Here is an 11,256-nt window from a genome sequence, read left to right on the forward strand (position 1 = left end):
GCGACATCTTGACACAGGGACCGTGCGTGAGCGGCGCCAAGGATGCCCAGCGAAGCCGGGGTGGTCAAGCCTGACGCTTTACGGCAAAGTCTGCGCCCCCGACCTGACGAGTGCCATCATGCCAAACCATGCCCTGCGAGCGGACTTGCTCATGCTCCTGACCGCATTGATCTGGGGCACCGGCTTTGTTGCTCAGACTTCCGGGATGGATCACATCGGTCCGTACCTGTTCTCGGGGCTGCGTTTTGCGCTGGGCTCCCTCTGCCTGATCCCGCTGATTCTGCGCAACGCCAAAACGGTCCGAGTGCCGGAGCCTTTGCTCAATCGTGGCATGTTACGCGCCGGCATCATCATGGGCCTGGCGCTGGCACTGGGCATCAACCTGCAACAGGTTGGCCTGCTGTTTACCAGCGTGACCAACTCCGGTTTCATCACCGGTCTGTACGTGATTGTCGTTCCGCTGCTGGGCTTGCTGCTCGGTCATAAAACCGGGCTGGGCACCTGGCTGGGCTGCCTGTTGGCCGTGGTCGGCATGTGCCTGCTCAGTATTGGCGATAACTTTCACGTCGCCTCAGGTGATTGGCTGCAGTTGATCGGCGCGTTCGTGTGGGGCGGGCATGTGGTGTTGGTCAGCTTGTTTGCCAGTCGCCACGACCCGATCCGTCTGGCCTTTTTACAGTTCGCCACTTGTTCGGTGGTGAGCCTGTTGCTGGCAGTCCTCTTCGAACCGATCGCCCTCGACGCGATCACCGCTGCGGCCCCCTCCCTGCTCTACGGCGGCATCGTCGCGGTCGGCGTCGGCTACACGCTGCAAGTGGTCGCGCAGAAACACGCCATTGCGTCCCACGCCGCGATCATCCTTTCGCTGGAAGCCGTGTTCGCCGCCATCGCCGGCGCCTGGATTCTCGGCGAGGCGTTGCAACTGCGGGGCTATATTGGCTGCGGACTGATGCTGGCGGGGATGCTGCTGGCGCAGTTGTGGCCGAAGAAAACCCTCGCCTGAGATCTGCTTCTATGCGAGCCGTCTTGATACGGCTCGCTGGCGCCAGCCGAACTGATGACTACTCAAGATAGCCCTTGAGCTCTTGATGAGCATCGCTCAGCAGGTCGAGGGGCAACTGATTTTTAGCACCTAAGTAGTGCTGACTGAACACATCGAAGTAGCAGCTTAGAGCCGAAGCTGCCTCAGTGTCGCCGGCCAGATCGAAACACAGTGCGGCCACTTCAGCGGTACAGAGATGTTCGCTGCGCGTGGAACGTCTTAGCTTGTACCGCGAAAGTTTTTCGGGGATCAGGCTCAAAATGGGAATGGAGTCAAAATAAGCGCTTTTACGGAAGATTTTCCTCGCTTCAGTCCATGTAGCGTCAAGCAGCACGAACAGCGGTCTCTTATTCGGATTAATCGTCACGGTATTGGTGACGCGCTCGGCCGCTACATATTCCCCCGGAAACACCAGATACGGTTGCCACTGCGGATCGTTGAGCAATGCAATCAGCTTTTCATCGACTTCGGTGCGTGACCACACAAACGCATGGTTATCCTTGATCACGTCTGCGATCAGCCAACCCGTATTGCTGGGTTTGAAGACCTCTTTTTTCGTCATGATGAGGCAAACCCCTGATTTTGCCTCGACCTTGGGACGCCACCTGCACAGGCAGTGACTTTCGATCACTCGACAGTACTGGCACCTGGGCGCACGTGATCCGCGAGCCAGATAAGGCTTTGTACTCTCCTCCTCCCGCTCATCTCTCAGACATGCGACAGAGTTTCTGTGAAAAAGAGTCGGGGTGATCGAAGGGTAAGAAGGCAGTGACACGAGGGGTATCCGGCAGGTCGAAAAGTCGCGGCATTCTATCAGACACCGTCCGAGGCGCCGTGTTCTCTGGTGTCCGCCAAGGCTCCTCCCCTATACTGCCCGGCCTTGAGAGCTCACTCCCTCAGTGAACGCCTCGGGATGTCGCCGGTCCAACGGCCAGCCTCTGCATCACCCGTCCACGCACCAGGAGAATTCAATGCTGCGCCTCATCGCCCCCACTCTCACGCTTTTGCTCGTCGCTCCACTGTGCGCCAACGCGGCGTCCAAACAGGATTACGAACTGAGCCAGATGCTTGATAAAGTCGCGAAGGAAAGCAGTGTCGGTACGCCACGCGCCATCAACGAAGACATCCTCGACGAAGGCTACACCGTTGAAGGGAAGATGCTGATCAACCACCTGAGCGTGCAGTCTGGCCAGGCGGCTCAGATGCGCGAAAACCCGGACGACGTCCGCGGTCAGCTGGGCGGTAGCGTGTGCCGCAATGCCGGTTATCGTCAGCTGATGGCCAAGGGCGCGATCCTGCGTTACCAGTTCACCGAATACAAAACCAACAAGCTCATCACGACCCAGGAAATCAAAGCGGCGGATTGCGCTGCCAAACCTCCTGCCCACAAGAAGTGATGTAACGCGCTTTATGGGCTGCGCGTTTCGAAATCCTTTCAACGCGCAGTCTTGCTCCCCCCCCCCCGGCTACTACCGCTATTCAAATCACCGCCACTCAGCACTTTTCGCGCGCTGCTTGATCGCTGATCCTGGTGCCTGCTTTTCGTTTGGCTGTGCCCGTGATGCCTCATCACATTTTGCATGCAAGAAAGGGTTGCCTGCGGCGCCAGTTGCCATCAATGTTTTCTCTTTTCAACCACGGACTAGCCCAGAATCGGGCGCCGCGCAGGTCTGATGCCTCCCTTTCCTTCGGATGCGCTGCGCACGCCGACGCATGACGCGTCGCGATCCCGCCATCTGGCGGCGGTCAATGATTCTGCAGAAGGAGAAAGCGTGAATGCCGTACGTACCCAGTGACGCGTTGTCTCAGCACTTTCAGAGCAACGGAATTGACCTTACCCCCAAAGTCGAAGAACTCCTCGGTTCGGTCGCCCCGGACAGCCCCAACCTTCCGCTCTACCGCGACATGATTCTGACCGTCCTGCGCATGGCCCAGGACGACCTGAATCGCTGGAATGCCAAAATTACTCTGCAGGCCTTGCGCGAGCTGGAGAATGCCTTCCGGGTGCTCGAACGATTCAAAGGCCGGCGCAAGGTCACCGTGTTCGGCTCAGCCCGTACCCCCTTGGAGCATCCTGTTTATGCGCTGGCCCGTGAACTGGGCAAGCAACTGGCAGCCTCCGATCTGATGGTCATCACCGGCGCTGGTGGCGGGATCATGGCCGCGGCCCACGAAGGCGCCGGCCTGGATCATAGCCTGGGCTTCAACATCACCCTGCCGTTCGAACAGCACGCCAATGCGACCGTGGATGGCACCGGCAATCTGCTGCCTTTCCACTTCTTCTTCACGCGTAAGCTGTTTTTCGTCAAAGAGGCTGATGCGCTGGTGCTCTGCCCGGGTGGGTTTGGCACCCTCGATGAAGCGCTGGAAGTGCTGACGCTGATCCAGACCGGCAAAAGCCCGCTGGTTCCCATCGTGCTGCTGGATGCTCCGGGCGGGACGTTCTGGGAAGGCGCTCTCGGTTTCATCAAAAATGAGCTGGAGGCGAACAAATACATTCTGCCCACGGACATGAACCTGATGAAGCTGGTGTACAGCGCCGATGAGGCTGTCGCCGAGATCAACCGCTTCTACAGCAACTTCCACTCCAGCCGCTGGCTGAAGAATACCTTCGTCATCCGCATGCACCACGCCTTGAGCGAACAGGCGCTGGAAGCCCTGCAGGACAGGTTCGTCGATCTGCGGTTAAGTGGCGATTTCCAGCAATACGGGCATCAAGACGAATATGACGAGGCGCAGTTCAGCCATCTCACGCGTCTGGCATTCACGTTCAACGGCCGCAACCATGGCCGCTTGCGCGAACTGGTGGACTGCATAAATCTGGAGGAGAACTGGGCGACACCTGCACAAACTCAGCAGGCTCAAGGAACCCAGCCCGTGAAATCGATGTGAGGGTGAATGCTTGAGGGCGCGTCTGCGCGCCTTCAGGCAGATCAAGCGTCAGTCGTCGTTGCCCTTGCCACTCAGCAAACGACCAATCAGCTCGGGCGGGTATCCGCGATAACTCAGAAAGCGCATCTGCTGCCCACGTTCGCGGGCATCTCTGGGCAACTGACCGCTGAACTTGCGCTGCCAGAGCGCTTCAAGCTTTTCCCACCAGTCCACGCCGCACTCGCGCAGCGCCTGCTCAATGTCCGGACGCGGCAAACCGCGCTGCCCCAGCTCTTCACGAATGCGCAAAGGGCCGTGGCCAGAACGGGCACGGTAGGAAACGAAGCTTTCGAGGTATCGGGATTCGGACAGCAGACCCTCTTCCGTCAACCGGTCGAGCGCTGCGTCAATCAATTCGGGGGGAGCGCCGCGCTGACGCAGCTTGCGCGTCAGCTCGACACGACCATGCTCGCGTCGTGCGAGCAGGTCCATTGCAGTACGCCTTACAGCGACGGGCGTATCAAGCACAGCCGGCATGGCGGGGATCAGATGTCCGCGTCAGCTTCGACTTCAGCCACATCGTCTGCCGCTACGCGGGACGATTGGGCTTTCACATCAGGTGCTGCGGTCAGCAGTTTCTCGCGAATCTGCCTTTCGAGGGTGGTGCCGATTTCCGGGTTGTCCGCCAGAAACTTCGCGGAGTTGGCTTTACCCTGACCGATCTTGCTGCCCTGATAGCTGTACCAGGCGCCGGATTTCTCCAGCAGACCGTGCAGCACGCCGAGGTCGATGATCTCGCCGTTACGGTAGATGCCCTTGCCGTAGAGAATCTGGAACTCAGCCTGACGGAACGGCGGGGCCACCTTGTTCTTGACGACCTTGACGCGGGTTTCGCTACCGACGACCTCGTCGCCTTCCTTGACCGCGCCTGTACGGCGGATGTCCAGACGAACCGACGCGTAGAACTTCAGTGCGTTACCACCGGTAGTGGTTTCAGGACTACCGAACATCACGCCGATCTTCATACGGATCTGGTTGATGAAGATAACAAGGCAGTTGGCAGTCTTGATGTTACCGGTGATCTTGCGCAGCGCCTGGGACATCAGTCGGGCTTGCAGGCCGACGTGCATGTCGCCCATTTCGCCTTCGATTTCAGCTTTTGGTACCAGAGCGGCCACGGAGTCGACGACGATCACGTCGATCGCGTTCGAGCGCACCAGCATGTCGGTGATTTCCAGGGCCTGCTCGCCGGTATCTGGCTGGGAAACCAGCAGGTCATCGACGTTGACGCCCAGCTTGCCGGCGTACTCTGGGTCGAGCGCGTGCTCGGCGTCGACGAATGCGCAGGTGGCGCCCATTTTCTGGGCTTCTGCGATAACGGACAGAGTGAGGGTGGTTTTACCCGAAGATTCCGGGCCGTAGATTTCAACGATCCGGCCTTTTGGCAGGCCACCGATACCGAGTGCGATATCGAGACCCAGCGAGCCGGTGGAGATAGCAGGAATAGCCTGGCGGTCATGGTCACCCATGCGCATTACGGCACCTTTGCCGAACTGACGCTCGATCTGACCCAAGGCCGCAGCCAAGGCTTTCTTCTTGTTGTCGTCCATTGAATCCTCTCGTAATAGGTTAGGCCTTGACGGCCGATATAACTGTATAAGTAGCCAGTATTATTCCACAGGGTCTGACGCGCGCCTACCCCTGATTTGGTATTTCTCCGCGAGAGAGGCGTACAAGCCCCTCTAGCGCGGCGCTCACCGTTTGTCGGCGGACCGCATCGCGGTCTCCTGCAAATAGAAAGCGCTCGGCGATCAATCGTTCCGCCACGCCCCAGCAGACCCATACCGTGCCGACGGGTTTCTCCGCAGAGCCCCCGTCCGGTCCGGCCACCCCGCTGACCGCGACCGAAAACTGCGCACCGCTGTTGGCCTGCGCGCCCCTGGCCATGGCTTCGACCACTTCGCGGCTGACGGCGCCGACCTGGGCGAACAACGCTTCCGGCACCGCCAGTTGTCGGGTCTTCTGCCGGTTGGAGTAGGTGACATACCCGGCCTCGAACCAGGCCGAACTTCCGGGGATACGGGTGATGGCTTCAGCGATGCCGCCGCCGGTGCAGGATTCGGCCGTGCTGACCTGCGCGCCCGCTGCCAACAGTTGCTGACCCAGGGTTGCTGCCAGGTGGGTGATATCGTCCAAAGGGGTTCTCCGTATCGGTCGAGGCAAAGCAGACACGCTACACCAGCAGGATGGATGTGCAATACAGGACGCGACCTGAATCCGGATCACGCCTGCAAGACACTTATTTGCGCTCCGGTTTTTCGGGGCAGGGTTTCTTGACGGTTTCCACGATGGTCTCCCGTGGACGTCGTTTGGCCTCCTCCAGAGGGATGAAACGGCCGTTGGTTGAATCTCGTCCTCGCTTGCGTTGCATAGGGCAATCCTTGTCGATGATGCCGCCTCCAGTCGGGCGGTGTTCGACATCCTAGCCAGCTCGAAGCGCTTCGTGTCGGTTCGGAAACGCGCCGTGACGAATCAGCCGGACCTGCGGCCCGAGAGCGTGCGTGGTAACCTTGCCGCCATCGCAAAAGCAATCGGATATGACGTTGGGCCACGTAGGTGGAATCCCTTTCGTCGCCCGAAACTTGCCTCAACCTCCTACAGAATTTGCCTAAATAACTGATGAATAAAGCAATTTCCGACCTGTCCTCGCACACCCCGATGATGCAGCAGTAGGGTGAAAACCGAAGCGCACGCCATTAGGAACAAGGCGTGCGCTTTTTTTCTGTCTAAAAAGAAAGTCCCTGATAGCCGAGCTTAGGGCCAATAGATTCAAGGTAGCCCGAGGTAGTATTAGACACTTCAGCAACACCCCGCCCTGGCGTTCTGCCGACCTCCATCACCAACGTTGCTTTCGCCAGTACAACGGATTTCGAATCCGTTTTTGCCACCGTTGGATATTGGTCAAAAACCTTAAAACCCCTCTACTACAGACCTTTCAGCTAAGCATGACACAACATGGTTCCACACCATTCGGGGGAGTCATTCCCCCAAAATTCCCCCACGCACCGCGCCGGTTTCCATACCGTTAGAAATCGCTGCTTGCACAAACCTGCTGCCAATGCTCGCGTCCCCATGAATTTCCAAATCATTTTTGCAAATCGCTGAGTGTCTGCGCAAAAACTGCCGGAATATGTCTCCAGCCTTTGCCCACCATAGCTATGGCCACACCCAGAAGAAGGTCTCTGTTCTCCTCATAGCTTTTGAGCTCTGGGTAGTTTCGAAGCACTAGTTTTTTCAACTCCTTACCCATCATCAAATATCTTCGATCGGTCTTGAGCTTCCGACCACCTAAGTAAGTCAAGTCGGCATCGGATTCGCTGTCAGAGCCCAAAATTTTGTGCAAATATTTATCTACTGAGCGCTGCATCATAGAGTCATCTGCCAACCATTCTTCTGTGCCTGCCAACTCGGTCCCACATAGCTCAAATAAAGTATATTTTGCGGGGGCCTTTACTCTTACCATGTAAAGAATACAAACGGGGTCCAGCAGTATGTTATCTATGGTGTAGGCGTAATCACGAGCGGCGACAACCACCCCTTGAGGCCGCTTTGTATTCCTATTATCCCAATCAACTATTCCTCTTACAGTTTTGCTCTGATGTAGAGCCTTAACGAACGCGCCAACCTGGCCGCAGTCACCGACGCCGTTGACCATCTCCACAAAGCGGTCGACCTGCTCTTGCTCTTCAATTCCGAAGCACTGCTTAACAGAATTCCTGAGATGATCCTCTGGTGTTTTAGGACCCGCCGCAAGAAATGACAACGATATTTTCGGATCTACCATGGAACCACAGTTAGCAACAGCGCTATAAAGAAGTTGGTAAACATTAGCATCAGTGCCATTTTCGACGAACACTTGGCGTCGGTTATTCGGATCTACTGAAATCTGAGTAACACCATCTAGTAAGTTAGCAATAGCAGAGTCCTTATCCTGGCTTAACACTTCTCCATCTTCTAGCTTATAGATGTCACCTGGCGCTAGGGCAACAGTGGTCGGGGAGTGACTCACTATCACCACGTACACATCAAATTGCTCCACCAGAAGATTTAACGTTTCATACAGCTGAACCACCATCTGTGGATGCAGGAAAGCGTCGGGCTCATCGAGCAGCAGAAGCTTCGGCACTAATCGCGAGCTTTCCTTAAACTGCTGTGTATTGAAGACCGTTAACGCCAGCCACATCAACGTTTTCTCACCAGAGGATAACTGAGATATAGGCATTTCCCAGCCGCTTTTTTTCTCGATCAGGCGAACTGGCTGATTGAAAACACGTAGCCTTTCATCAGGCGCCGCAAAATAAAACTTTCCACCTAAAACTTTATCTAAAATCTCATTTAGTAGCTCCCACGGAGCAACCCCACCTACCTTAATACCTGCCAATTCCTCCTTCGTTAAACTGCTATCGTTTGAATTAAGAAATGACTCGAAGTAGGCGTACTGCATATCGTACTTTCGCTTGATATGCGTATTGAAAAGCCTTGATAAATCTTGGGCGCCGAACATCTTATGATTGGGCTCAATCCAATGAGCCCTGATATCGTCACCTGTAATATCACTTAGTGGTTTCCCAGTACTCCGAATTATCGCTTGACATATGTTGTAGATACCTTGATGCCCGATATCTTCACTAGCGTGCATCCGCCTTCCTCCATCATAAGGCGCTGCATACATTGCTGGATCCCTGAGGAAAGCTTGCACAGTTTGATCTTGCCGTGCCTGCAAATTTGCCGGCTCATTGACTTGCCCAAAATCAGGCATAAGCGCTTCGTGGGAAAACTTTTTGGCTTGCACTGGAGAATCATCATTTCCCCGCAGGTGTGAGCGGTTCTCGATAATTTCCAGAAGACGAGTTTTCCCACTACCATTGCGACCAGTTATAACGGTAATTCCGGGTTTTAACTCGAGAACATTTTTCAGCACGAAACCTGAAAATGAATCATTGGCAGTAATTTTTATCATGACTCTTCTCCCTGAGAACGGCGACTCATTATTACCGATCTGCTGACGGAATTCAGCGGACTGGTCGCATCATTCGGGGGGCTGTGGAAAGGTTTCGAACTCACGCTAGGACTACCCATCGATCCTACGAGTCTGTCGTGCTCCGTTTCTCCAGTGGTCCCGGATGCTGTGCGTAACGACGCCCCAGATATCGAAGTCGTCCCCTTCCATGATGAAGCGGTCGGGATATTTTCGGTTCGCCGAGCGCAACACCGCGTGGCAGCCTACAAATGCCAGGTACTTGACCAGAGGTTGCTGGTTCACCACGCCGATGATGACCTGCCCGGCCTTGGCGTCGATCCCCTTGTCCACGATCAGCAGATCACCGCAGAAGATCCCCGCCCCCTCCATGCTGTCGCCCTCAACCTTCACCAGGTAAGTGCCCGGCGCGCGGATGTTCAGGAGCTCATCCAGTGAAATGTCCAGGTGGTCAGGCGCCGTGTCGTCATTCAAAACGGCACCACCAGGACTGGAAGTAGAACGCCTGCTCGACCTGCTCGATACCGGAGATAATCAGCCCTTGAGTCCCCATGCTCGTCACGCTGGCATCGAGAAGCCTTGGCAAAGCATCCCGCGCGTGGCCGACGCTGTTCAAAATGAAGGCTTCCCGGGTAATGCGGCCGAGGGCGGAGCACTGAGACTCAACGATCTGCACGTCGCCTTTGAACGGCGGGAGCTTGCTGAGCTGGTCTTTCGGCACGGCGACGCCCATCTGGCGGCGCGGAGTGATCAGGACGTACATGGGAAGTCTTCGCTTGAAATGACTGTATATGCGTACAGTTAACTAAGCTCGAGGATTGTGGTCAACACTGTATAAGCCGATTTGCGACAGGTGACCTCATGTGCGGACGCTACTCGATCTACGAGCCAATGGACCATTACCTCAAGACGCTTGCGCCAGAGCAGTTGGTCATCAATGGATACGACCTTTGGCCGATCGAGCGCTACAACGTCGCGCCGACGACCCGCGTTGAGATCATCAGACCGACCGAGGACGGCTTGAGCGTGGATAAGGTGCGTTGGGGATGGTCGCCGTTCTGGGCGAAAGGTGAAGGGAAGCGTCCGGCCCCGATCAATGCCAGGGTCGAAACGGTGATGACAGGGAAGTACTTCAAGCAGCTTTGGCCGAACGGCCGGGCGCTGGCACCGGCGAACGGATGGTTTGAATGGGTGAAAGATCCGAGCGACTCAAAGAAGAAGCAGCCCTACTTCATCAGGCTAAAGGAAGAAGGTCCGATGTTCTTCGCAGCGCTGGCGGAAGTGCATCAGGGGCTTGAGCCCGACCCGCAGGAAGGCTTCGTGATCATCACCGCCGACAGCGATCAAGGGATGGTCGACATTCACGATCGGCGGCCGGTGGTGCTGAGCCCAGAGCACGCCCGGGAATGGGTGGACCCCGAAACGACGCCAGAGCGCGCCGCCGAGATCGCAAAGGAGTGCTGCAGGCCGACTGAGGAATTCACCTGGTTTGAGGTGAGCAGGGATGTTGGAAACGTTCGGAATCAGGGCGAGCACCTGATAAAGCCGTCGAAGCCTACTCCCAGTTCATGATCACCAGCTCACCCGTCACCGCGGCTTTTCCGATTCTGGGGTTTGCAGTGCTGTACCTGATACTCAGCTCCTGCATGCGAAAGCCCGCGAACACCTCGCGGATGTCGGGGTGGTCATTGATGCTGACCATCACCTTCCCTTTGCACCGGCGCATGAAATCGGCCATCGCCTGATACTCGCCGACCCCGAACGCCGTCCCGTACCCCTGGGTCTGCCAGTACGGCGGATCCATGTAATGGAAGGTGTGCGGCCGATCGTACTTCTCAGCGCATTTCAGCCAAGGCAAATTTTCCACGTAGGTGCCCGCTAGGCGCTGCCACGCATCCGAGAGAGTTTCCTCGATACGCAGCAGGTTGATCGGGCGCCCAGTTGTGGCGGTACCGAAGGTTTGGCCGGTGGCTTTCGCGCCGAAGGCGTGGTGCTGAAGGTAGAAGAACCGGGCGGCACGCTGGATGTCCGTCAGCGTTTCCGGGTGGGTCATTTTCTGCCACTCGAAAATCTGCCGCGAGCTGAGCGCCCACTTGAACTGGCGGACAAACTCCTCAAGGTGGTTCTGCACAACCCGGTACAGGCTGACCAACTCACCATTTAGATCATTCAAGACCTCGACCTTCGCTGGCTCCGGCCTTTTGAAATAAAGCGCTGCGCCGCCGGCGAACACTTCAACGTAGCAATCATGCGCTGGGAAAAGCGCGAGCAACGGTTTTGCAAGGCGACGTTTGCCGCCCATCCA

Annotated in this window: 12 protein-coding genes; 4 read left to right on the forward strand and 8 right to left on the reverse strand. The window is 56.6% G+C overall.

The genetic code is table 11. The features are described from left to right. Positions 1–118 precede the first annotated feature (118 nt). Entirely contained in the window at positions 119–1,003 is an 885-nt protein-coding gene (locus QWI20_RS07355; protein WP_369304877.1) for a DMT family transporter, read from the forward strand. Positions 1,004–1,061: 58 nt separating this feature from the next. Here QWI20_RS07355 and QWI20_RS07360 read toward each other — a convergent pair whose 3' ends face one another. Beyond that, positions 1,062–1,793 carry a tRNA-uridine aminocarboxypropyltransferase gene (locus QWI20_RS07360; protein ID WP_369304894.1) on the reverse strand — a complete coding sequence of 244 codons (732 nt, stop codon included), beginning with the start codon at positions 1,791–1,793 and terminating at the stop codon, positions 1,062–1,064. A 220-nt stretch (positions 1,794–2,013) separates the two neighbouring features. Here QWI20_RS07360 and QWI20_RS07365 point away from each other — a divergent pair, with 220 nt between their 5' ends. Further along, positions 2,014–2,439 carry a quorum-sensing-regulated virulence factor family protein gene (locus QWI20_RS07365; RefSeq protein WP_065989783.1) on the forward strand — a complete coding sequence of 142 codons (426 nt, stop codon included), beginning with the start codon at positions 2,014–2,016 and terminating at the stop codon, positions 2,437–2,439. 379 nt (positions 2,440–2,818) lie between these two features. Next, positions 2,819–3,934 (forward strand): LOG family protein, encoded by a 1,116-nt coding sequence (locus QWI20_RS07370; RefSeq protein WP_369304878.1) that lies wholly within the window; start codon positions 2,819–2,821, stop codon positions 3,932–3,934. A gap of 48 nt (positions 3,935–3,982) precedes the next feature. On the opposite strand, the gene recX is transcribed toward QWI20_RS07370, so the two are convergent. The 6 genes from recX to QWI20_RS07400 form a co-directional block, all read right to left on the reverse strand. Beyond that, the gene (gene recX / locus QWI20_RS07375; RefSeq protein ID WP_122537389.1) at positions 3,983–4,450 is read right to left on the reverse strand and encodes a recombination regulator RecX; all 468 of its coding nucleotides are present in this window, start codon (positions 4,448–4,450) and stop codon (positions 3,983–3,985) included. Between the two features lie 8 nt (positions 4,451–4,458). Continuing rightward, the gene (recA, locus tag QWI20_RS07380) at positions 4,459–5,523 is read right to left on the reverse strand and encodes a recombinase RecA (RefSeq protein ID WP_065989790.1); all 1,065 of its coding nucleotides are present in this window, start codon (positions 5,521–5,523) and stop codon (positions 4,459–4,461) included. 85 nt (positions 5,524–5,608) lie between these two features. Continuing rightward, positions 5,609–6,124: a CinA family protein gene (locus QWI20_RS07385; protein ID WP_282369224.1), complete on the reverse strand. Its 516-nt coding sequence runs from the start codon at positions 6,122–6,124 to the stop codon at positions 5,609–5,611. 934 nt (positions 6,125–7,058) lie between these two features. Continuing rightward, positions 7,059–8,933: an AAA family ATPase gene (locus tag QWI20_RS07390; RefSeq protein ID WP_369304879.1), complete on the reverse strand. Its 1,875-nt coding sequence runs from the start codon at positions 8,931–8,933 to the stop codon at positions 7,059–7,061. A gap of 111 nt (positions 8,934–9,044) precedes the next feature. Continuing rightward, positions 9,045–9,425: a LexA family protein gene (locus QWI20_RS07395; protein WP_369304880.1), complete on the reverse strand. Its 381-nt coding sequence runs from the start codon at positions 9,423–9,425 to the stop codon at positions 9,045–9,047. Beyond that, entirely contained in the window at positions 9,418–9,714 is a 297-nt protein-coding gene (locus QWI20_RS07400) for a hypothetical protein (RefSeq protein WP_369304882.1), read from the reverse strand. Before QWI20_RS07400 ends, QWI20_RS07395 begins: the two co-directional genes overlap by 8 nt. A 98-nt stretch (positions 9,715–9,812) precedes the next feature. On the opposite strand from QWI20_RS07400, the gene QWI20_RS07405 reads away from it, so the two are divergent. Further along, the gene (locus QWI20_RS07405; protein ID WP_369304884.1) at positions 9,813–10,523 is read left to right on the forward strand and encodes an SOS response-associated peptidase; all 711 of its coding nucleotides are present in this window, start codon (positions 9,813–9,815) and stop codon (positions 10,521–10,523) included. Here the strand turns inward: QWI20_RS07405 and QWI20_RS07410 are convergent. Continuing rightward, positions 10,507–11,256 (reverse strand): DNA adenine methylase (locus QWI20_RS07410; RefSeq protein ID WP_369304885.1); only part of this gene is annotated, 750 nt, incomplete at its 5' end. The genes QWI20_RS07405 and QWI20_RS07410 overlap by 17 nt on opposite strands.

This window comes from Pseudomonas sp. W2-17 (assembly GCF_041060445.1).
Classification (GTDB): Bacteria; Pseudomonadota; Gammaproteobacteria; order Pseudomonadales; family Pseudomonadaceae; genus Aquipseudomonas.

Excerpts from the sequence above, each read along its gene's own strand:
- QWI20_RS07355 (WP_369304877.1), top strand. The coding sequence starts at position 119 with ATGCCAAACCATGCCCTGCGAGCGGACTTGCTCATGCTCCTGACCGCA.
- QWI20_RS07365 (WP_065989783.1), top strand. The coding sequence starts at position 2,014 with ATGCTGCGCCTCATCGCCCCCACTCTCACGCTTTTGCTCGTCGCTCCA.
- QWI20_RS07370 (WP_369304878.1), top strand. The coding sequence starts at position 2,819 with ATGCCGTACGTACCCAGTGACGCGTTGTCTCAGCACTTTCAGAGCAAC.
- recX (WP_122537389.1), bottom strand. The coding sequence starts at position 4,450 with ATGCCGGCTGTGCTTGATACGCCCGTCGCTGTAAGGCGTACTGCAATG.
- recA (WP_065989790.1), bottom strand. The coding sequence starts at position 5,523 with ATGGACGACAACAAGAAGAAAGCCTTGGCTGCGGCCTTGGGTCAGATC.
- QWI20_RS07390 (WP_369304879.1), bottom strand. The coding sequence starts at position 8,933 with ATGATAAAAATTACTGCCAATGATTCATTTTCAGGTTTCGTGCTGAAA.
- QWI20_RS07400 (WP_369304882.1), bottom strand. The coding sequence starts at position 9,714 with ATGTACGTCCTGATCACTCCGCGCCGCCAGATGGGCGTCGCCGTGCCG.
- QWI20_RS07405 (WP_369304884.1), top strand. The coding sequence starts at position 9,813 with ATGTGCGGACGCTACTCGATCTACGAGCCAATGGACCATTACCTCAAG.